The organism is Pseudomonas sp. BN415, assembly GCF_029871195.1.
Lineage (GTDB): Bacteria > Pseudomonadota > Gammaproteobacteria > Pseudomonadales > Pseudomonadaceae > Metapseudomonas > Metapseudomonas resinovorans.
On record NZ_SSOK01000031.1, the window covers coordinates 52789 to 78602 of the forward strand.

Below are 25814 nucleotides of genomic sequence, written 5' to 3' on the forward strand. Positions count from 1 at the left end.
GAAGAGGGCCGGGGAGAGGGTCACCCATGGCTGACGAGAAATCCCTCACCCCCCTCCTGGCGGGAGAGGCGAGGCAATGTCCCGCCCTGCTGATCGCCGCCCCCGCTTCCGGCCAGGGCAAGACCACGGTTACTGCCGCGCTCGCACGCCTGCACGCCCGACAAGGCAAGCGGGTGCGGGTGTTCAAGTGCGGGCCGGACTTCCTTGACCCGATGATCCTCGCTCGCGCGTCGGGCGCACCGGTCTATCAGTTGGACCTGTGGATGGTGGGCGAGGCGGAAAGTCGCCGCCTGCTCTGGGAAGCCGCAGGGGAGGCCGACCTGATCCTGATCGAGGGCGTGATGGGGCTGTTCGACGGCTCGCCCTCGGCGGCCGATCTGGCGCGTCACTTTGGCGTGCCGGTGCTGGGTGTGATCAATGGCGCCGCCATGGCGCAGACCTTCGGTGCCCTGGCCGTGGGGCTGGCCACCTACCAGCCCGGCCTGCCTTTTGCCGGCGTGCTCGGCAACCGGGTTGGCAGCCAGCGCCACAGTGACCTTATCCGCAACAGCCTGCCGGACTGGATCCGCTGGTACGGCTCTCTGCCGCGCAGCGCAGACGTGGAGCTACCCAGCCGCCACCTGGGGTTGGTGCAGGCCGAGGAACTGGCCGACCTGGATGCGCGCCTCGACGCCGCCGCCAACGCACTGGCTGCCAGCGCGGAAGTGGCCTTGCCCCCGGCGGTGAACTTCAGCGCCCCCGAGCCACAGGCGCTGGGCGACGGCCTGGCCGGTGTGCGCATCGGCGTGGCGCGGGATACCTCCTTCGCCTTTCTCTATCAGGCCAACCTGGACTTGCTGCAGCGCCTGGGGGCCGAGTTGGTGTTCTTCTCGCCGCTGGCGGATGAGCGCCTGCCCGAGGTGGACAGTCTCTACCTGCCGGGCGGCTACCCCGAGCTGCACCTGCGCCAACTGGAAGGCAACCGCGCCATGGCAGAGGCCATCCGCGCCCACCATGAAGCGGGCAGGCCGATCCTCGCCGAGTGCGGCGGCATGCTCTACCTGCTGGAAGCCCTGACCGATGTGGCTGGCGAATCCGCTGAGCTGGTCGGCCTGCTGCCCGGACGCGCCACCCTGCAGAAGCGCCTGGCGGCCCTGGCCCTTCAGGAAGCGCCACTGCCGGAAGGCAGCCTGCGCGGCCACACCTTCCACCATTCGTTGCTGGATTCGCCGCAGGAGCCCCTGGTGCGGGGTCTGTGCCCGAACGACAAACCGGTGGCCGAGGCGGTGTTCCGCAGTGGCCGACTGACCGCCTCCTACATTCACTTCTACCTGCCGTCCAATCCACGGGCGGCCGTGGAGCTGTTCCGACCATGAGCGAGCATGCCTTCAGCCCTGACGAACGGGCAGCGGTCTACCGCGCCATTGCCGAACGCCGCGACATGCGCCACTTCAGCGGCGGTGAGGTTGCGCCCGAGGTGCTGGCCCGGCTGCTGGAGGCGGCGCACCATGCGCCCAGTGTCGGGCTGATGCAGCCCTGGCGCTTTATCCGCATTACCTCGCAAGGGCTGCGCGATGGTATTCACGCGCTGGTGGACGCCGAACGGATAAGCACCGCCGAAGCCCTGGGTGAACGCTCCGACGAGTTCATGAAGCTCAAGGTAGAAGGCATCCGCGATTGTGCCGAACTGCTGGTGGCCGCCTTGATGGATGGCCGTGAAGCCCATGTGTTCGGCCGGCGCACCCTGCCGGAAATGGACCTGGCCTCGCTCTCCTGCGCCATCCAGAACCTCTGGCTGGCCGCCCGCTCGGAAGGCCTGGGAATGGGCTGGGTTTCGCTGTTCGATCCCGCAGCCCTGGCTGACCTGCTCGGCATGCCCGCAGGCAGCAAACCCATGGCGGTGCTCTGCCTGGGGCCGGTCACCGAGTTCTACCCGGCGCCCATGTTGGCGCTGGAAGGCTGGGCCCAGCCGCGTCCACTGGCCGAGCTGGTGTTCGAGAATCTATGGGGGGAGCGCCCATGAGCCTGGGTTTCCTCACGCTCGGCGCTGTGGCGCTGGATGCCCTGTTCGGTGAACCCAGGGGCTGGCACCCGCTGGTGGCCTTCGGTAGGCTCGCCAACCGCCTGGAGCAACGCTTCAACACGGGTGGCCGTGGTTGGCGCAGCCATGGCGTGAGTGCTTGGGTACTCGCCGTGCTGCCGCTGACCTCCGCTGCCTGGCTGCTTTCGGAACTGCCCTATATCGGTTGGCTGGTGGGTGTCATTGCGCTCTACGGCGCCATTGGCCTGCGCAGCCTCAACGAGCACGCAGATCCGGTGGCCAACGCACTGCAAGCGGGGGACTTGCCGGAAGCACGCAAGCGCGTCGGCTACATGGTCAGTCGCGAAACCCGCGAGCTGAACGAAGCGGCCGTGGCCCGCGCTGCTACCGAGTCGGTGCTGGAAAACGGCAGTGACGCGGTGTTTGCTGCGCTGTTCTGGTTCGCCGTGGCGGGTGCGCCCGGAGTGGTGCTGTACCGCCTTTCCAACACGCTGGACGCCATGTGGGGTTACCGCAACGAGCGCTTCGAGCGCTTTGGCTGGGCCGCTGCGCGCATCGACGACGTCCTCAACTACATCCCGGCCCGGCTGGTGGCCCTGACCTACGCCGTGCTCGGCAAAACCGGCCTGGCCCTGCGTTGCTGGCGCCGGCAAGCGCCGCAGTGGGATAGCCCCAACGCCGGGCCGGTCATGGCCGCTGGCGCGGGCGCCCTGGGCGTGGCCCTTGGTGGCCCGGCGATCTACCACGGCGAACTGCACGACCGCCCGGTACTGGGCGAAGGTCCGGCCGCTCGCGCCGAAGACATCCGTCGCGCGATGGATTTGGTGCGTCAGGGCGTGATGCTCTGGCTCGCGGCGCTGATCATCGGAGGCTGGCTCCTTGCTTGAACATGGCGGACGGCTGCGCGCGGCGGCGCAGCGTTACGGTATTGCCGAAACCGACTGGCTCGACCTGTCCACCGGCATCGCGCCCTACGGTTGGGAATTGCCGGTCATTCCGGCGGCAGCCTGGGCGCGCCTGCCGGAGCTGGACGACGGCCTGGAACAGGCGGCTAGGCGCTACTACGGCTGCGCATCCTTGCTGGCGGTGGCCGGTTCCCAGGCGGCGATCCAGGCCTTGCCGCGACTTCGCGAGCGCAGCCGGGTCGGGGTGATCTCACCCTGCTACGCCGAGCACGCCCACGCCTGGCGCCGCGAAGGCCATGAGCTGGAAGAAATGGACGCCGACACGGCCGAGCGCGAGCTAGAACGATTCGATGTGCTGCTGGTGGTCAACCCGAACAATCCCACCGGAGAGCGACTGGCGCCACACACCCTGCTGGCCTGGCGTGCGCGTCTGGCAGAGCGCGGTGGCTGGTTGCTGGTGGACGAAGCCTTCATGGACTGCACCCCGGAACAAAGCCTGGCGCGCCATTGCCCCTTGCCAGGGCTGGTGGTGCTGCGCTCCTTCGGCAAGTTCTTCGGCCTGGCAGGTATCCGCCTGGGCTTTGTCCTGGCCGAACCTCAACAGCTGGATCGTCTCGCCGAGTGGCTCGGGCCCTGGGCGGTGAGCGGCCCTGCACGCGCCCTGGCCACTGCGTTGCTGCAGGACGAGGCGGGGCAGGCTCGCCAGCGGCAATCCCTGCTGCGGGACGGTCTGCGTCTGGCAGCCCTGCTGAGCGACTGCGGATTGCCGCCATCTGGTGGCTCGGCACTGTTCCAGCGACTGGTCCGTGATGACGCAACGGCCCTGCACGAATTCCTTGCCGCACGCGGCATTCTGACCCGGCTATTCAGCGTGCCGGCAAGCCTGCGCTTCGGCTTGCCGCCGGACGAGGCGGGTTGGGAACGGCTGCGGCGGGCCCTGATCGACTATTCCAAGGAGCGTCCATGACCACCCTGATGGTGCAGGGCACCACTTCCGACGCCGGCAAGAGCACCCTGGTGACAGCGATTTGCCGCTGGCTCAGGCGCCAGGGCGTGGCGGTGGTGCCGTTCAAACCGCAGAACATGGCCCTGAACAGCGCGGTGACCGCCGATGGCGGCGAAATCGGCCGCGCCCAGGCCGTGCAGGCTCAGGCATGTGGCCTGGCACCTCACACCGACATGAACCCGGTGCTGCTCAAGCCCAATACCGACATCGGCGCCCAGGTCATCATCCATGGCCGCGCCGTTACCAGCATGAATGCCGCCGCCTACCACGACTACAAGAAGGTCGCGATGGCCGCGGTGCTGGAATCCCACCAGCGCCTAGGCAACCAGTATCCGGTGGTGCTGGTGGAGGGCGCCGGCTCCCCGGCAGAGATCAACCTGCGTGCCAACGACATCGCCAACATGGGCTTTGCCGAGGCGGTGGACTGCCCGGTGATCCTGGTCGCCGATATCGATCGGGGCGGCGTTTTCGCCCATCTGGTGGGTACCCTCGCACTGCTCTCGCCCAGCGAGCAGGCGCGGGTGAAGGGCTTCGTCATCAACCGTTTCCGGGGCGATATCGGTCTGCTCAAGCCGGGCCTGGACTGGCTGGAACAACGCACCGGCAAGCCGGTGCTCGGCGTGCTGCCGTACCTCACCGACTTCCACCTGGAAGCTGAAGACGCCATCGACCAGCGCCAGTCCGCCAAGACTGGCGATGTGCTGCGGGTAGCGGTGCCGGTGTTGCCGCGCATCAGCAACCACACCGACTTCGACCCGCTGCGCCTGCACCCGCAGGTGCAGCTCAGTTTCGTTGGCCCAGGCCAACCCATTCCGCCGTCGGACCTGATCATCCTGCCCGGCTCCAAGAGCGTGCGCGCCGACCTTGCGCGCCTGCGTGAACACGGCTGGGACCAGGCGCTGCAGCGTCATCTGCGTTACGGCGGCAAGGTGCTGGGCATCTGTGGTGGCTACCAGATGCTCGGTCGCACCATCGCCGACCCCCATGGCCTGGAAGGGCCGGCAGGGGAGAGCGCCGGTCTTGGGCTACTGGACATCGACACGGTGCTGGAGCCAGAGAAGCAGCTGCGCAATGTCGCGGGCCACCTGCGCCTGGAAGACGCGGCGGTGAGTGGCTACGAAATCCATGCCGGCATCACTACCGGCATTGGCCTGGAAAAACCCATGGTCACGCTGGGCGACCGCCACAGCGATGGCGCCCGCAGCGCGGATGGCCAGGTCATGGGCACCTACCTGCACGGGTTGTTCGAATCCTCCGAGGCGTGCGCCGCCATCCTGCGCTGGGCGGGTCTCGCCGCCGTGCAAAGCGTCGACTACCACGCCCTGCGAGAACGCGATATCGAGCGCCTGGCGGACCAGGTGGAACAGCATCTGGATACGCGGAGGCTGCAGGTACTGTGCGGGCTGTCCCCTACGAGCATGCACTCGAACCACGGCGGAACGCCCCACGAATAACGAGGTTTACCGATGCCTGAACTCATCCTCGGCGGGGCCCGCTCCGGCAAGAGTCGGCTGGCAGAGAAGCTCGCCGCTGAAAGTGGCCTCAAGGTCATCTACATCGCCACCAGCCAGCCGCTGGACGGAGAGATGAGCGCGCGGGTCGCCCATCACCGCGCCCGCCGCCCGGACCAGTGGGGCCTGGTAGAAGAGCCGCTGGAGCTGGCCCGCGTATTGCTTGAGAGCGCTGCTGCCGACACCTGCCTGCTGGTGGATTGCCTGACCCTCTGGCTGACCAACCTGCTGATGCTGGACGATCCGGCGCGGCTCGATGCTGAGCGCGAAGCGCTGCTCGGTTGCATCGCCGAGCTGCCGGGCCGCGTGCTGCTGGTCAGCAATGAAACCGGCCTGGGCGTCGTGCCCTTGGGCGAGCTGACCCGCCGCTATGTCGACGAAGCCGGCTGGCTGCACCAGGCCCTGGCCGAACGCAGCGACCGGGTGATCTTCACCGTCGCTGGCCTGCCCATGATTCTGAAGGGAGTGCCCCTATGACGCTCGATTGGTGGTTGAAACCCTGCCAGCCGCTCGACCCGGTAGCCCGCGCCAAGGCCCAGGCCCGCCAGGACCAACTGACCAAACCGCGTGGCGCGCTCGGCCAACTGGAAGACCTGGCCATCACCCTTGCCGCACAGCAGGGCCGTGAGCGGCCGTGCATCGACCGCCCCTGGTTCGCGGTGTTCGCCGGCGACCATGGCGTGGTGGAGGAGGGCGTATCCGCCTACCCGCAGGCGGTGACCGGCGAGATGCTGCGCAATTTCGTCCGTGGCGGGGCCGCCATCAGCGTGCTGGCGAAGAGCCTCGGTGCCACCCTGGAGTTGGTGGATCTGGGCACCGCCGTGCCATTGGAGGCGCTGCCAGGCGTGCTGCATTTGCAGGTGGGAGCCGGCACCGCGAACTTTGCCCGAGAGCCGGCGATGACCGCCGCCCAGTGCCTGATCGCCCTGCAGGCCGGGCACTCCAGCGTTGAGCGCGCTCTGGAAGCGGGTGCCGACCTGTACGTCGGCGGCGAGATGGGCATCGGCAATACGACCACTGCAAGTGTCTTGGCGTGTGCCCTGTTGGGCCTGCCGGCCTCCTCGCTGGCTGGGCCTGGTACCGGGCTGGATGGCAAGGGCGTGGCGCACAAGATCCAGGTGATCGAGCACGCCCTAGCCCTGCACCGCGATCACTGCGACAGCCCGCAGGAAACCCTGCGTCGACTTGGCGGTTTCGAAGTGGCGGCGCTGACTGGCGCCTATCTCGCGTGCGCCCAGCAGGGCCTGCCGGCCCTGGTGGATGGTTTCATCTGCAGCGTCGCTGCGCTCTGTGCCGTACGCCTGAACCCCGCGAGCCGTGAGTGGTTGTTGTTCTCCCACCGTTCCGCCGAGCCCGGCCACATGGCCGTACTCGATGCGCTGGAAGCCCAGCCGCTGCTGGACCTGGGGCTGCGCTTGGGCGAAGGCAGCGGCGCGGCGATCGCCCTGCCCTTGCTGCGCCTGGCGTGTGAGCTGCATGACGGAATGGCCACGTTTGCCGAGGCTTCGGTATCGGACCGACCCGCATGAGGCTCGATCTTCTGCGTCATGGCGAAACCGAGCGCGGCGGCGGCTTTCGCGGCAGCCTGGACGACGCCCTGACCGATACCGGCTGGGCGCAGATGCGCTCCGGGGTCGCCGAGGCGGGCCCTTGGGATGTGCTGGTGAGTTCGCCCCTACAACGCTGCGCGGCCTTTGCCCGAGAGCTGGAGCAGCGCCTTGGCTTGCCACTGCACTTCGATGCCAATCTGCGCGAACTGCACTTCGGCCAGTGGGAAGGCCGCAGCGCCGCCGAGCTAATGGAAGGACACGCCGAGGGCCTGGGCCTGTTCTGGAACGACCCCTACAGCTTTACCCCGCCGGACGGCGAGACACTGCGGGACTTCGAAGCGCGGGTCATGGCCGCAGGCGAACGCCTGCATGAGCGGTTTGCCGGTCAGCGGGTGCTGCTGGTTACCCACGGTGGTGTGATCCGCATCCTGGTGGCGCGCGCACGGCAACTGCCGCGTGCCCAACTGATGCAGGTGGAAGTCGCCCACGGCGAACTTTTCCGCCTGACCGTCGACGAACGCGGCCTGCGGGAACGCCCATGACGCCCTTGCTGATCGCCCTGCAGTTCCTCACCCGCCTGCCCGTCCGCCTGCCGGGTATGCCCGAGCCGCGCGAAATCGGGCGCTCGTTATTGTGGTACCCGCTGGTCGGTCTGCTGATCGGGGGGCTGCTGCTGGGCGCGGCCTGGCTGCTGGACGGGCAGCCGACGCTGTTGTCCGCGGCGCTGCTGCTCGCGCTCTGGGTCGGGCTGTCGGGCGGCCTGCACCTGGACGGCCTGGCAGACACGGCGGACGCCTGGGTGGGTGGCTACGGCGACCGCGAACGCACCCTGACGATCATGAAGGACCCACGCAGCGGCCCCATCGCGGTGGTCGTACTGGTGGTGCTGCTGTTGCTCAAGTTCGCGGCGCTCGCAGCTGTGTTGCAGGCAGGGCAATGGCTGCCCCTCGTGCTGGCCCCCTGGCTGGCGCGCGGAATGCTGCCCTTGTTGTTCATGACCACTCCATACGTGCGCTCTGGTGGCCTGGGCCAAGCGTTGGCCGAACACTTGCCACGCCGGGAACTGCCGCTGTGGCTGGCTGCGCAGGGCGTGGCGATTCTGGTGCTGGGCTGGTCGGCGTGGATTGCCCTGGCCGCAGCGCTGGTGGTGTTCGGCTGGTTGCGCGGACGCTTCCTGCAGCGCCTGGGCGGGACGACCGGGGATACGGCGGGGGCGCTGGTGGAGTTGGTGGAGGTGGGGGTGCTGGTGGGGGTTGTGTTTGCTGGGTGAGGGTGGTTTGACTGAGAACTCCGGTTCCTGCGTCGCCAGCCAGATTGCTTCAAGCACGGCGTTCGTCTGTTGCAATACGTCGTGGTTCCAGAAGCGCAGTACGCGATATCCGTTCGTTACGAGCCAGGCATCGCGATGCTCGCTCGCAGCCCCATCACGGACGATGCCACGGGTACCCTTGGGCGCGTCGGGCAGGCGGGCGAGGACGATGTGCACTATGTTCTCGGTCAGGTCGTGCTCGCCGGAATAGATGAAAATCTTGGTGCCGGTCAGGGCGTAGCTGCCGTCGGGATTGGCTTCGGCACGGGTCTTCACCTGGCCCAGGTCGGTGCCGCACTGCGCTTCAGTGAGGCACATGGTGCCGCCCCAGCGGCCCTCGGTCAGGGGCGCCAAGTAGGTCTGCTTCTGCTCCTCGGTGCCGTGCTGCATCAGGGTATTCATGGCACCGAGGGAGAGGCCGGGGTACATGGAGAAGGGCCAGTTGGCCGTGCCGAGCATTTCCTGCTTCAGCGCACCCAGGCTCATCGGCAGACCCTGGCCTCCATATTCCACCGGGTGCGACAGACCCTGCCAGCCACCCGCCACATAGGCGTCGTAGGCCTCCTTGAAGCCTTTGGGAGTCCGTACGTCGCCGTTCTCAAGGTGGCAGCCCTCTTCATCGCCACTGTGGTAGAGCGGGGCGATCACCTCTTCGCAGAGCCGGGCGCATTCGCCGAGGATGGCTTCGACCATGTCCGGCGTTGCGTCACTGCCATTGGCCAGCGCGCGGTAATGGGTGGGGAAATCGAAGACTTCGTTGAGCAGAAAGCGCATGTCGCGCAGCGGGGCTTTGTAGCTGGGCATGGTGACCTCGGCGTGCGTTGTTGCCCGGTTTATACGGGGCGGGCAGGGCGCCGGCCTTGGCAGCGGCAACGAGGTGTTCTGGCAGTTGGGACAATCGGGGCCGTGCCGGCCGCCTGTCTTTGGCAGGAGTCGATTGACGTTCAGGGAGATGCGGGTATATACATGCAACCCATGTTGCCGACTCAATGCCTCTGTACCAAGCTGCGCCGCGCCACCCGTAACGTGACCCGGCTCTATGACGATGCCCTTGCCGGCGTCGGGGTGAATGTCGCCCAGTACTCGCTGTTGAAGAACCTGGCGCGGCTCGACCAACCGAGTATCACCAGCCTGGCCGAAGCCATGGGGCTGGACCGTAGCACCCTGGGACGCAACCTCAAGGTGCTGGAGGCCAAGGGACTGGTGTTGCTGGAGGGCGGCGAGGACCAGCGCAATCGGCTGGTATCGCTGACGCCGGCTGGCCGCAACAGCCTCGACCAGGCTTTGCAGGCCTGGGAGCGTGTGCAACAGGACATGGGGCAACGAATGGGGCCGGAGAAGCGGGCAGCGCTGATGGCGCTGCTGGACGATCTGGAACATATCGCCTGATATTTTCGCTGGAAAACGGGTATCTACCCGTAAAGGAATTTTCTATGACATCGGTATGGCGTACGAGTGGCTGGGTCCTCCTGGGGGCGTCGTTGATCCTGGCCTTGTCGTTAGGCATTCGCCATGGATTCGGCCTGTTCCTGGCTCCCATGAGCAGCGAGTTCGGTTGGGGCAGGGAAGTCTTCGCGTTCGCTATTGCCCTGCAGAACCTCATCTGGGGTCTGGCGCAGCCCTTCACCGGCGCTCTGGCCGACCGCTTCGGCGCGGCAAAGACCGTGGTCGTTGGTGGCGTCCTGTATGCCATTGGCCTGGTGCTGATGGGGTTCTCCGATTCGGCATTGTCGCTGTCCTTCAGCGCCGGCCTGCTGATCGGTATCGGCCTGTCGGGCACCTCTTTCTCGGTGATCCTCGGCGTGGTGGGCCGCGCCGTGCCGGTGGAAAAACGCAGCATGGCGATGGGGATCGCCGCAGCCGCCGGCTCTTTCGGCCAGTTCGCCATGCTTCCCGGCACCCTCGGGCTGATCGGCTGGCTTGGCTGGTCGTCGGCACTGCTGGCGCTGGGTCTGTTGGTTGCGCTGATCGTGCCGCTGGTGGGGTTGCTCAAGGACAATCCGCCGCCACCCCAGGCGCATGAGCAAAGCCTGGGCGATGCCCTGCGTGAGGCAGCGGGTCACTCAGGCTTCTGGCTGCTGGCGCTGGGGTTCTTCGTCTGTGGCTTCCAGGTCGTGTTCATCGGCGTGCATCTGCCGGCCTACCTGGTGGATCAGCACCTGCCGGCTGCGGTGGGCACCACGGTCTTGGCGTTGGTGGGGTTGTTCAACGTATTCGGCACCTACATCGCCGGTTGGCTGGGCGGCCGCCATGCCAAGCCCAGGCTGTTGACCGCGCTTTATCTGCTGCGCGGTGTGGTCATCGTCGCCTTTGTCTATTCGCCGCTGACCATCTGGAGTGCCTATGCCTTCGGCATGGCCATGGGGCTGTTGTGGTTGTCCACCGTGCCCCTGACCAACGGCACCGTCGCAACCCTGTTCGGCGTGCGCAATCTGTCCATGCTCGGTGGTATCGTTTTCCTGTTCCACCAATTGGGCGCCTTCCTCGGCGGCTGGCTGGGGGGCTACCTTTATGACCACACGGGCAGTTACGAACTGGTATGGCAGATTTCCATCTTCCTCAGTCTGCTCGCCGCCGTGCTGAACTGGCCGGTGCGGGAGCAACCAGTGGCGCGTCTGCAGCCCGCCGGGGCCGTATGAGCCAGCGTCTGGGCTGGGCGTTGGGGGCACTGGTGCTGGGCCTGCTGCTGGGCCTCGTCTGGTGGGGCTGGCAGCAGGGTGGACTGGCGTTGATGCAGTTGGGATTCAATTGCTAGGCGAGTCGCTTGGCAGTAGCGTAGACAGATCGCCCGATCGTGCCGGAGTTCGCCATGAAAGCTTTGCCCGCCCTGCCTCTGCTACTGCTCGCCCTGCTCGGCGGCCAGGTCATGGCCGCCGAGTGTCCCTCGTTGCTGCAGCATGAATTGCCGCAACTGCGTTCCAAGAACACCCTCGACCTTTGCCAGCGTTTCGCCGGCAAGCCCCTGGTGATCGTCAACACCGCCAGCCATTGCGGATTCACCCCGCAGTTCAAGGGGCTGGAGGCGCTCTACAAGCGCTACAAGGATCAGGGGCTTGAGGTGTTGGGTGTGCCCTCGGACGACTTCAAGCAGGAAGCCGCAAGCACCGAGGAAACCGCCAAGGTCTGCTATGTGAACTACGGTGTGACCTTCGCCATGACGCAGCCACAGCACGTGACCGGCGACGAGGCGACACCGCTCTACAAGGAACTGATCGCCCAGTCTGGGCAGACACCGCGCTGGAATTTTTACAAGTATGTAGTGGACCGCCAAGGCAAGGTAATTGCCCACTTTTCCAGCCTCACCAAACCGGATGACCCGGATTTGCTGAAGGCCGTGGAGCAGGCGCTGGCCAGCCAACCCTGAATGGCAGATGAAAGAAAGCCCGGACTTGTCCGGGCTTTCTTTTTTGCCGCTGACTGATCAGAAGCGATAGGTCAGTTGCGCACCCAGGCCATGGGCACTGTTCTTGTAGGTAGCGCTGTATGAACCCTTGATCGGGCTGGTCTGATCGATCTTGGCGTCGTCTTCCTTCAGGTAGGAGTAGGCCAGGTCGACGGTCACATCGTCGTTGGGACTCCAGGCGGCACCCAGGCTGAAGATCTTGCGATCGTCGGTGGGGATGCGCGGCGAGCGCAGCTCGTTGCGGGCCGGGGACTGGTCGTAGGCCAGGCCGGCGCGCAGGGTCCACTGCGGGTTCAGCTTGTAGGCGGCGCCGACGGCATAGGACCAGGTGTCGCGCCAGTCCTGTTCTTCGGTGATGGTGCCAAGGAACGGGCCGAGCAGGCCGCCAACCCCCTTGTTTTCCACCTTGATCTCTTCCAGGCGGCTCCAGCGGGTCCAGGTGCTGCCGGCGAAGAGTGTCCAGGTGTCGTTCAGGTCGTGGGTGACGGAGAAGTCGACGGACTCGGGGGTTTCCAGCTCCAGCGAAGCGTCGTACTTGCCAGCGGAGCTGCCCAGGATGGGGCCGCTACCGGAGATGGTGGTGTCACCGCGCAGCTTGTAGTCGACCTTGGAGTGGTAGGTCAGGCCGAAGCGGGTGCTTGCGTTCAGCTCGTAGAGCACGCCGGCGTTGAAGCCCAGTGCGGTGTCGTCGCCCTTGACCTTCACCTTGCCGTCATTGCTGCCAATGGACAGCGGGTTGAGCACGGCGGAAGTCAGTTCGCCGTCGATGCGGTTGATGGTGGGGCCGAAGCCGACGGACAGCTGATCGTTGATGCGGTAGCTGACGGTGGGCTGCAGGGTGATTACGCGTACTTCGCTCTTGTCGCCGTAGTAACGGCCGGCGAAGCCGGTTTCGTAATCGGTGATCAGGCCGAAGGGCACGTACATGCCGAAGCCGATGGCCCATTTGTCATCGATTGGCTTGACGTAGTAACCCATAGGCACGCCCACGGTGGGAACCATGTCGCCATCGTTGCTGCCGCGGAAGGAGCTGCGGGCGTCGTCGATGTCGGTCTTGGCGAAGATCGCGGCGGCGCCGACGCTGACCTGCTCGCGCTTGAGGCGGGCCATGCCGGCGGGGTTGCCATAAACGGTGGTGGCGTCATCGGCGGAGGAGGAGCGCCCGGCGAAGGCGGTACCCATGCCGCTGACGCTTTGCTCGTTGAGGGCGAAGCCAGCGGCCAGGCTGTAGCTGGAAGCGGCGCTGACGGCCAGGGCGAGGGCGGTCTTGAGGACTCTGCTGGTCACGGTGAACTCCTGAACGATGGTGCAAAAGGGCGGCACGCTAACAGGATTCAGGAGGGCTTTCCAGCCTGGAAAACTGTAAGGAAAATCCTTGTAAGATTGTCGAACAAAAGGCAAAACGATGGCATCTTCGCTGATCGTGTAGATCGCCTTGTACGCTCGTTCCTGACTGATTGGTCAGTGATCAGGCGGCCTGGCTGAGGTTGGCAACGTGACGCTGCCAGGCATCGATGAAGTCCCGCGGGCTGCCATCGGGCTGGAAGACCTGGCGCCAGATCATGGCCATGCCGACCAGGTCGTCGGCGGCGGGAAGCACCAGGACGCTCGACTCCACCAGCATCCACGCGATGGCGGTGGCGTAGCGCAGGTTGACGGTCAGTTCCAGGTGCGGTGAAGCGAGGAAGGCGTGCTGGCTGGCGAGCCCGCGCACCTGGCTGGCGAGTTCCGGGTCGCGGGCCAGGTGCTGGTCCCAGAGCTGCTGGTGGCGCTCATCGCTGATGCAATAGAGGCCGCGTCCCGTGCCGTCGTCCAGTGCCGCGCCGAGGGCCGACTGGCAGGCGGCAGCGCCTAGCAGCAGGCTTTCGGCGGTGGAGGAGGGGCGCTGCAGGTAGAGCAACGTCGGTCGTATCACATGTTGGCGGAGATCGCAGGCGGCAATTCCCATATGGCCCTCGCGAAAGGTGCCGGCGGGGCCGGGCGCTTTGGCAGCTTCTCATCGTTCTAAGGAAGGCCCCACCGGGAGCGGAGTTAGCCGCTCGATTTGAAGTCTAGTGGGATATTTGTGCTGTAAAGGTCTGTTTTTAAACTGTTTCAGGCTTCTGGTTATTGTCTATATAGCTGCCTGTGATTAAAAAGCAGCCAGCAGGGCGAGGCCGCCTAGCCCATCGCCCGCTGGCTTCTCGGTCTTATTCGCCTGTGGCCAGAGGGCGGGCGGGGTTGGTGATCCACTCGCTCCAGGATCCGGCGTAGAGCCGCGCGAGCGGGTACCCGGCGAGATTCAGGGCGAACAGGTTGTGGCAGGCGGTGACGCCCGAACCGCAGTAGGCCACCAGTTCGTCCAACGGGCGGTCGCCGATCATCGCGGCGAAACGTTGCTTCAGCGCCTCGGCCGGAAGGAAGCGGCCGTCGCTGCCGAGGTTGTCGGTGAAGGCTGCGCATTGGGCGCCGGGGATATGGCCGGCCACCGGGTCGATGGGTTCCACCTCGCCCTTGAAGCGCGGGAGGGCGCGGGCGTCCAACAGGGTGAGGCTGGCACTGCTCAGGCGTTGCTGGAGGCTGTCGGCGTCGATCAGCAGGCTGTCGTCGGGCTGGCCTGCAAAGTTGCCCGGCTGCACGGACGGCTCCACGGCAGTCAGCGACAGACCGGCATCGCGCCAGGCCTTCAGGCCGCCGTCCAGCAGGAATACGCCATCGCGCTTGCCCAGCCAGGCCAGCAGCCACCAGGCGCGGGCGGCAAAGGCGCCGGGGGCGTCGTCGTAGAGCACGATGGTGCTGTCGGCATTGACGCCCCAGTCGCGCAGCCTCGCGGCGAGTACCGCAGCGTCTGGCAGCGGATGGCGGCCGGTCACGCCCTTGCTCACCGGGCCCGAGAGGTCACGCTCCAGGTCGGCGAAGCGGGCCTTGGGAATGTGGCTTTCGGTGTAGCTGCGCTGGCCGTAGGCCGGGTCGTCGAGGGAGAAACGGCAGTCAAGGATGACCAGGCCCGGTTCATCCTGGCGGGCACTGAGTTGGGCAGGGCTGATGAGTTGCGCGAGCGACATGGCGGGGTCCTTGTCGTGACCATTGTTGTGGCGAGCATCATAAGGACACCCGCATGGCCTGTCGCGCGCTATTGGCGGCGGCGCGGAGCCCGCGCCGCCCGTGCGTCAGCGGCAGGCGCTGCGCAGGCGCTGGAAGCCGGCGTCGAGATCGGCGATCAGGTCGTCCGGATGCTCCAGGCCGATGTGCAGGCGCACCAGCGGGCCATTCGCCTTCCAGGTGGTGGCGCTGCGGTGGGCGCTGGGGTTGGTCAGCAGGATCAGGCTTTCGAACCCGCCCCAGCTGAAACCCATGCCAAACAGTTGCATGTTGTCGAGCATGGCGTGGATAGCCTGCTCGGGCATCGCCTTGAGGACCACGCTGAACAGGCCGCACGCGCCGCTGAAGTCGCGCTTCCACAATTCATGACCAGGGGCGCCGGGCCGTGCGGGGTAGAGGATTTGTTCCACTTCTGGTTGCTCGGCCAGCCACTGGGCGACCTTCTCCGCGTTGCGCTGGTGCCGCTCCAGACGGGTCGAAAGTGTGCGCAGGCCGCGCAGGGCCAGGTAGGCATCGTCGGCACTGACCGACAGGCCGAGCTGCTTGTAGAAACCACGCACCTGCGGGAACAGTGCTTCGGTGGTCATGATCACGCCCATCAGCACATCGGAGTGGCCGACGATGTACTTGGTCGCGGCGTGTATGGAGATGTCCACTCCGTGCTTGAAGGAGGCGAAATGCACCGGTGTGCCCCAGGTGTTGTCGAGCATCACCAGGGCGCCGTGGGCATGGGCGATTTCGGCGATGCTGGGCACATCCTGCACTTCGAAGGTGAGCGAACCGGGGGATTCGAGGAACACCACGCGGGTGTTGGGGCGCATCAGTTCGACGATGCCGCCGCCGATCAACGGGTCGTAGTAGGTGGTCTCGATGCCGAAACGCTTCAGGGTTTCGTCGCAGAAGGCGCGGGTCGGGTCGTAGACCGAGTCGGTCATCAGCAGATGATCGCCAGGCTTGAGCGTGGCCAGCAGGGCCGTGGTCAGGGCGCTCAGGCCGCTGGGGGTGAGCATGGCGCCGTAGGCACCTTCCAGCTCAGCCAGGGCGCTCTCCAGGGAGCGGGTTGTGGGGTTGCCGTGGCGGCCATAGGTATTGAGGGTGCCATTTTGCGCGTGCAGGGCTTCCACGGTGGGGAAGAGCAGCGTGGAGGCGCGGTAGACCGGGGTATTCACGGTGCCACCGACGCGGCCCCGTTCGCGGCCTTCATGGGCCAGCAGCGTTTCAACATGCAGCTTGCGGTCGTCCACCTGGGTGTTTCCTCTGAATCCGAATAACGAGATGGGGCGGTGCCTTCCGTTAGGAGAGGCAACTGGCGTGGGGGAAAGATTACCGATGGACGTGGGGAAATTCTTTGCTTTGATTTGCTGGGAAGGGTAGCTGTGTAGAAATAAAATCTACTGGGCGATGGTTATGTAGAAAAAGTTTGCGATTCGATGTCGTTGCGCGGAAATCATGGGTCGCCGGCTTGCTCCAGGTGACCGAGTGGCAGGGCCGTGGTGTGCTTGATCACTTCCATCGCAAAGCCGGAGCTGACGTCGGACAGGTCGGCCACGCGGATCAGGCGCTTGTACACCGCGTCATAGCCCTTGATGTCGGGCACCACGATCTTCAGCAGGTAGTCGACGTCGCCGGTCATGCGGTAGATCTCGACGATCTCGGGGATGTCGCGGGTGCCTTCGATGAACTGGCGGGTCCAGTCGTCGCTATGGCGGCTGGTGCGGATGGTGACGAATACGGTGACCCCGAGCTTGAGCCGTTCGGCATCGCAAAGCGCCACCTGCTTCTGGATCACACCGTCCTCGCGCAGCTTCTGCAAGCGCCGCCAGCAGGGCGTGGGAGAGAGGTTCACCGCCTCGGCCAGTTCCGCGAGGGAGATGGAGGCGTCCTGCTGCAGGAGGGCAATGATCTGCAGGTCTTTCTTGTCCATGGGCTGGGTCCGTGGCGGATGCGTTTGGTCGGGAGGCTGGCGGGCCAAGTGTGTCGAAACGATGACAATCGGCATCATAAGGTCGCCCGTGCATGAAGTCGCGCGGGCAGAAGATGGGAGCGCTCGATGCCAAGCCTGCAAATACTGAGTGAACGTGCCTCGCCGATCCGCCGTCTTGGCGTGATCCTGGGGACATTGTCGGTGGTTCTCTACTACTGCTGCCTGGTGCTGGTGCGCGCGCCGCTGGGGCGTCTCGACCGCGCCTGCGTGGACCGCTATACCCGCGCCATGTCACGCCTGCTACTGCGTCTGGTACGCATGGACCTGTCGGTGCACGGGGCGATTCCCGACTTCAACGATGGTCGCCGTTACCTGATTCTCTGCAGCCATTCCAGCCACTACGACATTCCGGCCAGCTTCGTCGCCCTGCCGGGCTCGATCCGCATGCTGGCGAAGAAAGAGCTGTTCCGCATCCCCTTCCTCGGCCCGGCCATGCGCGCAGCGGAGTTTCCCTCCATCGACCGGCACAATCGCCGCCAGGCCCTGGCTGACCTCGACACCGCCCGGCGCATGATGGAGAGCGGAATCGTCCTCTGGGCCGCGCCCGAGGGCACGCGCTCCGCTGATGGCCACCTGTTGAAATTCAAGAAGGGCTGCTTCCACCTGGCACTGGACACCGACGCGGTGATCATTCCCGTGTCCATCCGCGGCATCCACCGCGTGCTGCCGGCACGTACCTTCCGCCTGAACCTGGGGCAGAAGGTGGAAGTGCATGTGGGCGCGCCCATCGATGCCAGCCAGTACGGCCCGGAGCGGCTCGGTGAGCTGATGGCCGAGACTCGCGAGCGGATGGAGGGGTTGCTGGGGCAGCAGCTCGGTGACGCCACGAATCCTGTCGGCGTGACTTCTTACTCACCTCCGGCGCGAACCTTGTAGGAGCTGGCTTGCCAGCGAAACGGGGCCATTCGCTGGCAAGCCAGTTCCTACGGACAATGCAGCTGCTTGCAACATCTAATGCAGGCAAAGCCATTTCATTCGCCAAGCAGTGCAAGGCTCGCCTCGGTGTTCAACGAATCTTCAATTTCCCGATCCGGTCATTGTCCAGGCTGCCCAGGTAGAGGTAGTCCCCCACCGGCTTGACCGAGGTCACCATGCGCAGGTGAGTGCCGCTGGTGTCGTGCAGGCTGTGGACGATCTCGCCTTTCTCGTTCAGTTGCAGCACCAGGCCGTAGGGCACCGGCTTGGGCCAGAACATGCGCGGCAGTTTGGCGATCTGCGCCTTCAGCCAGGGTTGGGTGTGCAGGAAGTCGGCATCGGCCTTGCGCGGGGAGGGCAGTGCGACCCAGAAGGTGCCCTGGTGGTCACCCTGCAGGTTATCCGGCAGGCCCGGCAGGTTGTCGATGAACAGGTCGTGGGTCCCGGCCTTCTCGCCGCTCAGCCAGTAGCGGGTGATGCGGTAGCGGTAGGTCTCGTTGACCAGTACGAAATCCTCGTTGGCCGACAGCGCCACGCCGTTGGCGAAGTAGAGATCCTTGAGCAGCACCTCGGTCTTGCCGGTGGCCGGGTCGAAGCGCATCAGGCGGCCATGGGGGCGGGCTTCCAGCAGGTCCAGCAGGTAGTCCGGCTGCTGGAATTTGCTCGAGGCGTCGGTGAAATAGATGCGGCCGTCCTGGGCGATGTCCAGATCATCGGTGAAGCGGAAGGGCACGTCCTCGGCCTCGCTGGCGAGCACCGTGATCTTTCCTTGCGGGTCGATGCGCAGCAGGCCCTTGTAGGCATCGCCGACGATCAGGTTGCCGGCGGCGTCGAAATCCATGCCCAGCGGCCGTCCGCCGGTTTCGGCGAAAGTCTCGACCTGGCCGTTCTCGGCGATGCGCACGATGCGCCCGTCATGCAGGCCGGCATAGAGGCGGCCCTGGCCGTCGACGGCAGTGTCTTCCGGGCCATGCACCTGGCCCTGGGCGACCAGTTCGGCCTTCATCAGGGTGTCGTTGGGCTCCAACACATCGGTCATCTCCGGCGCCTTCGGTGCATCCCAGGCCAGCGGGTCGATGGGAGACGGCGTGATGGCGAGATAGACCGTCAGCGCGACGATCAGCAGGGCGAATACGCCCAGCAACTTCTTCATCTTCTTGTATCCATTCAGGTGAGGGGGTGGCCGGAGCCTTGTTCTTCTTCGCGCGGGCTTTTTAGCAGTCGTCCGCCCCCGGCGCCAGGGTTGAATGTTGTGGCATTAGACAGGCCGCAGTTGACAGGCGCCGGGTGGCTTTCGCAGTATCGGTGCCTTCGCTGCATTCAACCGAGCTTTCAATGCCCGCCATCGCCTCCAACGCCGTTCTTGCCCTGGACCTCCCGGCCCAGGTGTCGGCCATTGGCGTTGCCGCGGACAAATCGAAGAAACAGTCGCTCATTTGGCCGGGGCGCGCTGTCCCGTCAGATGGGCTGACAGGACAGTAGGCGCGAAGTAGGTCGATCCTTCCTCGAATCTCCCTCCCTGCATCCCTCCGACGGTGACTCTGACGGTCAGCCAAAGGAGATCTGCAATGCCTGTGTTTTCTGGAATCTGGGTTGCCCTGGTAACCCCCTTCAATGAAGGCTCCATCGATTTTCCCGCCCTGCGCCGTCTGGCCCGGCACCTGCTGGATGCCGGCGTTTCCGGCCTGGTGGCCTGCGGCACCACGGGGGAGGCGGCGGCCCTGTCCAAGGATGAGCAACTGGCGGTGCTGGACGCGCTGCTCGACGAGGTGCCCGGTGACCAACTGGTGATGGGCGTGGCAGGCAACAACCTGACGAACGTGCTGGCCTTCCAGCGCGAGGTGCAGCGCCGCCCCATCGCTGGCGTGCTGGTGCCTGCGCCTTACTACATCCGTCCGTCCCAGGACGGCCTGCTGGCCTGGTTCGGTGCCATTGCCGATGCCTCGACGGTACCGGTGATCCTCTATGACATTCCCTATCGCACGGGCGTGCGCCTGGAGCTGGACACCCTTCGCCAATTGGCCCGACACCCGAAAGTGGCGGCCATCAAGGACTGCGGCGGCAACCCGGAAACCACCCTGGCATTGATCGCTGACGGCGAGCTGGACGTGCTGACGGGGGAGGACGGGCAGATCTTCAACACCCTGTGCATGGGCGGTCGTGGAGCGATTGCCGCTTCGGCTCATATCCACCCGCAAGCGTTCGTGCGCATGGCCGATTGCATCGCCAACGGTGAACTTGACGCCGCCAGAGTGATCTTCCAGAAACTGCAGCCGCTGATTCGCCTGGCCTTCGCCGAGCCCAATCCAGCCCCGGTGAAAAGCCTGCTGGCCATGCAGGGGCTGATCGTGGATGAGCTGCGCCTGCCCATGCAGCGCAGTTCCGCAACGCTGCTGCAGCGCCTGCGTACCGAGCTGGCCTAGGCGCCGGCCCGCCCTGCGCCAATAAGTCGCGACGGGGCGGGAGCGATGCAAGGCGCGAAGCGAGGACCCGGTGCGATATATACTGCGCGCCACTGATTCTAGGAGAGCCCTGTGGCCATCGACATTATCTGGATTCGCGACGACGCTTCGCTGGCCAAACACTGCGCCGAGTGGCGGCGTCTGCCCTTCGTGGCCCTGGACACCGAGTTCATGCGGGTCGACACCTTCTACCCCAAGGCCGGCCTGGTGCAGGTCGGCGACAGTGAGCGGGCGTACCTCATCGACCCGCTGCTGATCGGCGATTGGTCGTCCTTCGCCGAACTGCTGGAAGACCACGCCGTGCTCAAGGTCCTGCATGCCTGCAGCGAGGACCTGGAAGTCTTCATGCGCTTGACCGGCGCCTTGCCACAGCCGCTGCTGGATACCCAACTGGCCGCCGGTTATCTCGGCATCGGCTATTCCATGGGCTATTCGCGACTGGTGCAGGCGGTGCTCGGCATCGAGCTGCCCAAGGACGAAACCCGCTCCGACTGGCTGCAGCGCCCGCTCACCGAGATGCAGGTGCGCTACGCCGCCGAAGACGTGCAGCACCTGGCCGAACTCTACGCCGCACTGGAGCCGCGCCTGACCGACCCGAAACGTGCCTGGGTGCTGGAAGATGGCGCGGAGCTGGTGGCCAACCTGCGCCGTGAAGTCCTTCCCGAAGAACTCTACCGCGAGGCCAAGCTGGGCTGGAAACTCTCTCGCGCCCAGCTCGCCGTGCTGCGCGAACTCTGCGCCTGGCGCGAGATCGAAGCGCGCCAGCGTGACCAGCCGCGCAACCGCATCCTGCGTGAGCACAGCCTCTGGCCCCTGGCGCGCTTCCAGCCGGACAACCTCGTGGCCCTGGCGCGAATCGACGACATGCACCCGCGGACCGTGCGCCAAGACGGCAATACCTTGCTTAAATTGATTCGCGAAGCCGCCGAAACGCCGCCTGAGCAGTGGCCCGAAAAGCTGCCCGAGCCGCTGCCACCCGAAGCCTCGCCGCTGCTGAAACAGCTGCGCGCCGTTGGCCAGGCCGAAGCCGAGCGCCTGGGCATGGCCCCGGAACTGATGCTGCGCAAGAAGCACCTGGAGGCCCTGCTCAAGACCGGTTTCCCCGACGGCCCCTACAGCCTGCCCGAGGGCCTGCGTGGTTGGCGCCGCGAGCTGATGGGCCAGGCCCTGCTGGACACCCTGGCCACGGCCGGCCAATGAACCCTTCCGCCGTGCCGCTTGGCACGGCTCGCCCCACGAGCCTGACCATGAAACGTATCTGCTCCATCTACAAAAGCCCGCGCAAGAACGAGATGTACCTCTATGTCGACAAGCGCGAGGCCCTGAGCCGCGTGCCCGAAGGCCTGCTCAGCGCCTTTGGCGCCCCTCAGCACACCTTCGATCTGGTGCTCAGCCCCGAGCGCCAACTGGCCCGCGAAGACATCGGCAAGGTGCTGGAGAACATCGAGAAGCAGGGCTATCACCTGCAGATGCCGCCGGCCCAGGATGAGTACATCGAGCACCTGCCGGAAGAGCTGTTGCGGATGAACGATCCCCTTTGATGAAAATCCTCATCGCCGAAGAAGAGTTCGCGCTTTACGCCGATCTGCTGCGCACCGAGGCTGGCCTGCAGCTGCATGGCGGCAGCGAGGCGGAGCGCCTGCTGGAGGCCGCGCGGGAATGCCCGGTCTGGTTGGGCCAGCCCGACCTGCTGGCGCAACTGTTGCGCCAGGGCTGCAAGCCGGAGTGGATGCAGTCCACCTGGGCCGGCATCACGCCGCTGCTGGCGGCCGACCTGCCCAACGACTACCAACTGACCCGTGCGGTCGGCATCTTCGGCCAGGTCATGGCCGAGTACGTACTCACCTACCTGCTGGCACACCAGCGGCAAACCCTTTCGCGAGTCGCTGCCCAGGCCGAGAAGCGCTGGGATAACCGCCTGCCGAGCAGCCTGGTGGGGAAGCGGGTGCTGATCGTCGGCAGTGGTGATATCGGTCAGAGCGTGGCGGGCTTCCTCGAACCCTTCGGCGTCGAACTTCACGGCATTGCCCGCGAGCCCCGTCAACTGGAGCCCTTCGAGCGGGTCTTCGGCATGGAGTCGCTGGCGGAGCAGGTGGGGTGGGCCGACTGCGTGGTGAATCTGCTGCCCGACACGCCGGCCACCCGCGATATCTACGATGCCGCGATTTTTGAGCGCATGCGCCCGACTGCGCTGTTCATCAACGCCGGCCGCGGCGTGGCAGTGGTGGACCATGACCTGGTGGCGGCGCTGCAGGCCGGGCAACTGGCCGGTGCCGTGATCGATGTCTGCCGTGAAGAGCCGCTGCCCGCCTGGCACCCGTTCTGGACCGCTCCCAACCTGCTGGTCACGGGCCACAGCTCGGCGCCAACGCTGCCCAGCGCCATGGCGCGGCTGTTCGTCGACAACCTGGGGCGCTACCGCGCCGGGGAACCGCTCAGGGGGCAAGTCAGCTTCGAGCGCGGCTACTGAGTTCGCCGCGCTGTAACCAATGGTCAGCTATGCTTGGCCGACACCCTGGACCCGACTAGACTACGCGCCCCCGAAATAACCCCCCGTACGCCATGGCCGCCAAAGTCGAACCCTTCTGGAAGCGCAAGACCCTCGATCAGCTCGATCAGGAGGAATGGGAATCCCTCTGTGATGGCTGCGGACTTTGCTGCCTGCAGAAGCTGGAAGACGAGGACGACGGCAGCGTCTATTACACACGCATCGCTTGCAAGTTGCTGGATCTGAAAACCTGCCGCTGCACCGACTACGCCAATCGCCGCCAGTTCGTTGCCGACTGCATCCAGCTCACCCCGGCCCAGGCCGACGAGTTCCGCTGGTTGCCGCCCACCTGCGGCTACCGCCTGGTGGCCGAGGGCAAGGACCTGCCGCCCTGGCACCACCTGGTCTGCAATGACCCCGAGGCGGTGCACAAGGCCGGCATCTCCCAATCCGGACGCATGCTCAGTGAAAGCAGCGTGGCCGAGGATGATTGGGAGGAGCATCTGATTTTTCGTGCAGGTTGAAGCTGGTCACGGATCAAACCACTGCCGTTCGAGTCTCAGGGACTGACTGTCACACCCACTAAGGAAACCATCCTCGATGTCCGCCCGTTCCCAGCTCCTGCTGTCCACCGTCCTGCTGACCCTGAGCGCCCCGCTGTGGGCAGCGAAGAAGGTCGATCTCGACTATCAGGTGCGCTTTCTGCCCGAGAGCGACCAGGCCGAAGTCAGCCTGGTACTGGAGAAAGGCGACGGCGTGCGCAGCCTGCGTTTCGATCTGGGCGACAAGGGTTACTACAGCGACTTCAAGGCCAGTGGCAGTTGGACCCAGGATGACCCGCAACACGGCACCTGGGTGCCTGGCAACGGCAAGGCCAGCCTGAGCTACAAGGTGCGTGTCAGTCACCCGCGTGGCGATGGTCGTTTCGATGCCCGCATGACGCCCGATTGGGCATTGCTGCGGGGCGATGACCTGGTGCCGGCAGCGCGCCTGGACATGGTGGATGGCATCGAGCTGGTGGCGCGCCTGCAGTTCGACATGCCCAAGGGGTGGAAGTCGGTGGAAACCGGCTGGCCACGTGTCGGCAAGAACCGCTTCCGCATCGACAACCCCGAGCGCATGTTCGACCGTCCCACCGGCTGGATCCTGGCCGGCAAGCTGGGTAGCCGCCGTGCCACCCTGGGGGCTACCGACGTCACCGTCAGTGCGCCGGTGGGCGAGGGCATGCGGCGCATGGACATCCTCACCTTGCTGACCTTCGTCTGGCCCCATGCCCAGGAAGTCTTCCCCCGCGAGCCGGGCAAGCTGCTGATCGTAGGGGCCAACGACCCCATGTGGCGAGGCGGCCTGTCGGCCCCCAACTCCTACTTCATGCACTCGGCGCGACCGCTGGTGAGCGAAAACGGCACCAGTTCCCTGGTGCATGAGCTGGTACATGTGCTCAGCCGGATCAGCGATACCGACAAGAGCGACTGGATCAGCGAAGGGGTAGCCGAATACTACGCCATCGAGCTGCTGCGCCGTGCTGGTGGCCTGAGCGATGATCGTTACGAGGCCATTCGCAAGCAGCTGCGCCAGTGGAGCAAGAAGGTCGACAGCCTGCGCGGCGAACAGGCCAGCGGCGCCGTCACCGCCCGCGCCGTGCTGCTGCTGCAGGATCTGGACAAGGAAATCCGCCTGCGCACTGACGGCCAGCGCTCCATGGACGACGTCGCCCGCGGCCTAATGCGCCTGGACAAGGCCAGCACCAAGGACTTCATCGAAATCACCGAGAACATCATGGGCGGCGCGTCGGACGTGCTGGATACCAAGCTGTTGCGTTGATTGCCTCGTCCACCGCGAACACCGCGTAGGATGAGTAGAGCCTGCGAAACCCTTCAATCCGGCGATGGGTTTCGCTGCGCTCTACCCATCCTACGAACTGGCCGGCGCGTTTGCCTGTAGGGGCGAATTTCCCACTGTCGGCCTACATTTCCCCCCGCCGCCCGCTCAACAGTTCCAGCATGGCTGCCGCCGTCGGCTCGGACGATGCCGGGTTCTGCCCAGTGATCAGGTTGCCGTCAGTGACCACATGGGGCTGCCAGTCCGCTACTTTGGAGTAATGGCCGCCGTTTTCCTTGAGCGCATCTTCCAGCAGGAAGGGCACCACGTCGGCCAGGCCCACGGCGGTTTCCTCGGAGTTGGAAAAGCCGGTCACCGCATTACCCTGCACCAGCGGCGCGCCGTCCGGCGCCCTGGCGTTGAGCAGCACGGCTGGGGCGTGGCATACGGCGCCCACCGGCTTGCCGGCGGCGTAGAAGCTCTCGACCAGCACGATGGAGTGCAGGTCGTCCACCAGGTCCCACATGGGGCCGTGGCCACCTGGGTAAAAGAGGGCGTCGTAGTCCCCCGGCACCAGCCCGGCCAGCATATGGGTGTTGGCCAGTGCACGGCGCGCCTCGTCATCCTCGCGGAACCGGTGGGTTGCCTCGGTCTGGGCGTCCGGGTCGTCGCTCTTCGGGTCCAACGGCGGCTGGCCGCCCCTGGGTGAGGCCAGTACCACCTCGGCGCCGGCATCGCGGAAGGCGAAGTAAGGCGCGGCGAACTCCTCCAGCCAGAAACCGGTCTTCTTGCCGGTGTTGCCCAACTGGTCGTGGGAGGTCAGTACCATCAGGATCTTCATCGTGATCTCCTTGCGGACTCGGTGACGAACGGCCCGGCGGGCTATTCCTCGCGCTTCAACAGGTTGCCGATGTCGGCGAACGCCTTGTAGGTGGTACGCGGACTCTGCCGCGCGCCGGGTTCTTCCTCGCTGTGCCACTGCTGGTCGGTGTAGCGGGCGTGCTCGTTGTCATGACAGTAGAGGCAGAGCAGCTCCCAGTTCGAACCGTCCGGCGGGTTGTTGTCATGATTGTGATCGCGGTGATGCACCGTAAGTTCGGACAGGCGCTTGCCGCTGAACTCGCGTCCACAACGGCCACATACCCAGGGAAACAGCTTCAGTGCCTGCTCCCGGTAGCTGTGTTCGCGCCGCTTGCGTTCGTCGGCGAGCAGTTTGTCCAGCTTGCTCGCTGGCGGTGCTGATCGCTCTGTGCCCATTGGTTGCGCTCCCGAGTCTGGATCTGTGAAAAGTCTAGTCCGGGCATGCCGGATCGCGGGTATCCCGTCGCACGGGGCGCCACGCCGGCCGTCGGGGTTTAG

General features: G+C 65.6%; 27 protein-coding genes and 2 pseudogenes. 19 read left to right on the forward strand and 10 right to left on the reverse strand.

Annotated features, from left to right (window positions below; translation table 11 throughout):
- Positions 1-26 precede the first annotated feature (26 nt).
- The 9 genes from E8F20_RS09005 to E8F20_RS09045 are packed head-to-tail and all read left to right on the forward strand — an operon-like array spanning position 27 to position 8262.
- Entirely contained in the window at positions 27-1355 is a 1329-nt protein-coding gene (locus E8F20_RS09005; RefSeq protein ID WP_280283447.1) for a cobyrinate a,c-diamide synthase, read from the forward strand.
- Entirely contained in the window at positions 1352-2002 is a 651-nt protein-coding gene (gene bluB / locus E8F20_RS09010) for a 5,6-dimethylbenzimidazole synthase (protein ID WP_280283448.1), read from the forward strand. The genes E8F20_RS09005 and bluB overlap by 4 nt, the downstream gene beginning before the upstream one ends.
- On the forward strand, positions 1999-2907 hold the full coding sequence (cbiB, locus tag E8F20_RS09015; RefSeq protein ID WP_280283449.1) for an adenosylcobinamide-phosphate synthase CbiB: 909 nt from the start codon (positions 1999-2001) through the stop codon (positions 2905-2907). The genes bluB and cbiB overlap by 4 nt, the downstream gene beginning before the upstream one ends.
- The gene (cobD, locus tag E8F20_RS09020) at positions 2900-3892 is read left to right on the forward strand and encodes a threonine-phosphate decarboxylase CobD (RefSeq protein WP_280283450.1); all 993 of its coding nucleotides are present in this window, start codon (positions 2900-2902) and stop codon (positions 3890-3892) included. The genes cbiB and cobD overlap by 8 nt, the downstream gene beginning before the upstream one ends.
- Complete coding sequence (locus tag E8F20_RS09025) at positions 3889-5385, forward strand: cobyric acid synthase (protein ID WP_280283451.1); 1497 nt, start codon at positions 3889-3891, stop codon at positions 5383-5385. The genes cobD and E8F20_RS09025 overlap by 4 nt, the downstream gene beginning before the upstream one ends.
- A 12-nt stretch (positions 5386-5397) precedes the next feature.
- The gene (cobU, locus tag E8F20_RS09030; protein ID WP_280283452.1) at positions 5398-5919 is read left to right on the forward strand and encodes a bifunctional adenosylcobinamide kinase/adenosylcobinamide-phosphate guanylyltransferase; all 522 of its coding nucleotides are present in this window, start codon (positions 5398-5400) and stop codon (positions 5917-5919) included.
- Positions 5916-6971: a nicotinate-nucleotide--dimethylbenzimidazole phosphoribosyltransferase gene (gene cobT / locus E8F20_RS09035; RefSeq protein WP_280283453.1), complete on the forward strand. Its 1056-nt coding sequence runs from the start codon at positions 5916-5918 to the stop codon at positions 6969-6971. Before cobU ends, cobT begins: the two co-directional genes overlap by 4 nt.
- A complete protein-coding gene (gene cobC, locus E8F20_RS09040) occupies positions 6968-7534 on the forward strand; it encodes an alpha-ribazole phosphatase family protein (protein ID WP_280283454.1) in 567 nt (188 codons plus the stop codon). Before cobT ends, cobC begins: the two co-directional genes overlap by 4 nt.
- Positions 7531-8262 (forward strand): adenosylcobinamide-GDP ribazoletransferase, encoded by a 732-nt coding sequence (locus E8F20_RS09045; protein WP_280283515.1) that lies wholly within the window; start codon positions 7531-7533, stop codon positions 8260-8262. Before cobC ends, E8F20_RS09045 begins: the two co-directional genes overlap by 4 nt.
- A gap of 48 nt (positions 8263-8310) precedes the next feature.
- Here E8F20_RS09045 and E8F20_RS09050 read toward each other — a convergent pair.
- Positions 8311-8427, reverse strand: a pseudogene (locus tag E8F20_RS09050) (DUF559 domain-containing protein); the annotation flags it as partial.
- Positions 8425-9105: pseudogene (locus E8F20_RS09055) on the reverse strand (acyl-CoA dehydrogenase family protein); the annotation flags it as partial. The pseudogenes E8F20_RS09050 and E8F20_RS09055, both read right to left, overlap by 3 nt.
- A gap of 171 nt (positions 9106-9276) precedes the next feature.
- Here E8F20_RS09055 and E8F20_RS09060 point away from each other — a divergent pair.
- From E8F20_RS09060 to E8F20_RS09070, 3 genes are all read left to right on the forward strand, one after another.
- Positions 9277-9690: a MarR family winged helix-turn-helix transcriptional regulator gene (locus E8F20_RS09060; RefSeq protein WP_028628987.1), complete on the forward strand. Its 414-nt coding sequence runs from the start codon at positions 9277-9279 to the stop codon at positions 9688-9690.
- A gap of 44 nt (positions 9691-9734) precedes the next feature.
- Entirely contained in the window at positions 9735-10940 is a 1206-nt protein-coding gene (locus tag E8F20_RS09065) for an MFS transporter (RefSeq protein ID WP_280283455.1), read from the forward strand.
- A gap of 170 nt (positions 10941-11110) precedes the next feature.
- Positions 11111-11665: a redoxin domain-containing protein gene (locus E8F20_RS09070; RefSeq protein WP_280283456.1), complete on the forward strand. Its 555-nt coding sequence runs from the start codon at positions 11111-11113 to the stop codon at positions 11663-11665.
- A gap of 57 nt (positions 11666-11722) precedes the next feature.
- Here the strand turns inward: E8F20_RS09070 and E8F20_RS09075 are convergent, their stop codons facing one another.
- The 5 genes from E8F20_RS09075 to E8F20_RS09095 all read right to left on the reverse strand — a co-directional run bounded on the left by E8F20_RS09075 (position 11723) and on the right by E8F20_RS09095 (position 16709).
- Positions 11723-12991 (reverse strand): TonB-dependent receptor, encoded by a 1269-nt coding sequence (locus E8F20_RS09075; RefSeq protein WP_280283457.1) that lies wholly within the window; start codon positions 12989-12991, stop codon positions 11723-11725.
- A 181-nt stretch (positions 12992-13172) separates the two neighbouring features.
- Complete coding sequence (locus E8F20_RS09080) at positions 13173-13652, reverse strand: hypothetical protein (protein ID WP_280283458.1); 480 nt, start codon at positions 13650-13652, stop codon at positions 13173-13175.
- Between the two features lie 241 nt (positions 13653-13893).
- Positions 13894-14748 (reverse strand): sulfurtransferase, encoded by an 855-nt coding sequence (locus E8F20_RS09085; RefSeq protein WP_280283459.1) that lies wholly within the window; start codon positions 14746-14748, stop codon positions 13894-13896.
- Positions 14749-14853: 105 nt separating this feature from the next.
- A complete protein-coding gene (gene metC / locus E8F20_RS09090) occupies positions 14854-16029 on the reverse strand; it encodes a cystathionine beta-lyase (RefSeq protein WP_280283460.1) in 1176 nt (391 codons plus the stop codon).
- A gap of 203 nt (positions 16030-16232) precedes the next feature.
- Positions 16233-16709 (reverse strand): Lrp/AsnC family transcriptional regulator, encoded by a 477-nt coding sequence (locus E8F20_RS09095; protein WP_028628994.1) that lies wholly within the window; start codon positions 16707-16709, stop codon positions 16233-16235.
- Between the two features lie 126 nt (positions 16710-16835).
- On the opposite strand from E8F20_RS09095, the gene E8F20_RS09100 reads away from it, so the two are divergent.
- Positions 16836-17645 (forward strand): lysophospholipid acyltransferase family protein, encoded by an 810-nt coding sequence (locus E8F20_RS09100; protein ID WP_280283461.1) that lies wholly within the window; start codon positions 16836-16838, stop codon positions 17643-17645.
- Between the two features lie 130 nt (positions 17646-17775).
- Here the strand turns inward: E8F20_RS09100 and E8F20_RS09105 are convergent, their stop codons facing one another.
- The gene (locus E8F20_RS09105) at positions 17776-18837 is read right to left on the reverse strand and encodes an SMP-30/gluconolactonase/LRE family protein (RefSeq protein ID WP_280283462.1); all 1062 of its coding nucleotides are present in this window, start codon (positions 18835-18837) and stop codon (positions 17776-17778) included.
- 415 nt (positions 18838-19252) lie between these two features.
- Between E8F20_RS09105 and dapA the strand changes: the two genes are divergently transcribed.
- The 6 genes from dapA (at position 19253) to E8F20_RS09135 (ending at position 24458) form a co-directional block, all read left to right on the forward strand.
- Complete coding sequence (gene dapA, locus E8F20_RS09110) at positions 19253-20107, forward strand: 4-hydroxy-tetrahydrodipicolinate synthase (RefSeq protein ID WP_280283463.1); 855 nt, start codon at positions 19253-19255, stop codon at positions 20105-20107.
- Positions 20108-20218: 111 nt separating this feature from the next.
- Entirely contained in the window at positions 20219-21346 is a 1128-nt protein-coding gene (gene rnd / locus E8F20_RS09115; protein WP_280283464.1) for a ribonuclease D, read from the forward strand.
- Positions 21347-21393: 47 nt separating this feature from the next.
- The gene (locus E8F20_RS09120; RefSeq protein WP_137820839.1) at positions 21394-21687 is read left to right on the forward strand and encodes a YcgL domain-containing protein; all 294 of its coding nucleotides are present in this window, start codon (positions 21394-21396) and stop codon (positions 21685-21687) included.
- The gene (locus E8F20_RS09125) at positions 21687-22616 is read left to right on the forward strand and encodes a D-2-hydroxyacid dehydrogenase (protein WP_280283465.1); all 930 of its coding nucleotides are present in this window, start codon (positions 21687-21689) and stop codon (positions 22614-22616) included. Before E8F20_RS09120 ends, E8F20_RS09125 begins: the two co-directional genes overlap by 1 nt.
- A gap of 92 nt (positions 22617-22708) precedes the next feature.
- Positions 22709-23158, forward strand: coding sequence for a YcgN family cysteine cluster protein (locus E8F20_RS09130; protein ID WP_280283466.1), 450 nt, complete (start codon positions 22709-22711; stop codon positions 23156-23158).
- A 76-nt stretch (positions 23159-23234) separates the two neighbouring features.
- Complete coding sequence (locus E8F20_RS09135; protein ID WP_280283467.1) at positions 23235-24458, forward strand: hypothetical protein; 1224 nt, start codon at positions 23235-23237, stop codon at positions 24456-24458.
- A 142-nt stretch (positions 24459-24600) separates the two neighbouring features.
- Here E8F20_RS09135 and E8F20_RS09140 read toward each other — a convergent pair whose 3' ends face one another.
- Both E8F20_RS09140 and E8F20_RS09145 read right to left on the reverse strand, forming a co-directional pair.
- Positions 24601-25296 (reverse strand): type 1 glutamine amidotransferase domain-containing protein, encoded by a 696-nt coding sequence (locus tag E8F20_RS09140; RefSeq protein WP_280283468.1) that lies wholly within the window; start codon positions 25294-25296, stop codon positions 24601-24603.
- 41 nt (positions 25297-25337) lie between these two features.
- Positions 25338-25712: a YajD family HNH nuclease gene (locus tag E8F20_RS09145; RefSeq protein WP_280283469.1), complete on the reverse strand. Its 375-nt coding sequence runs from the start codon at positions 25710-25712 to the stop codon at positions 25338-25340.
- Positions 25713-25814: the final 102 nt, after the last annotated feature.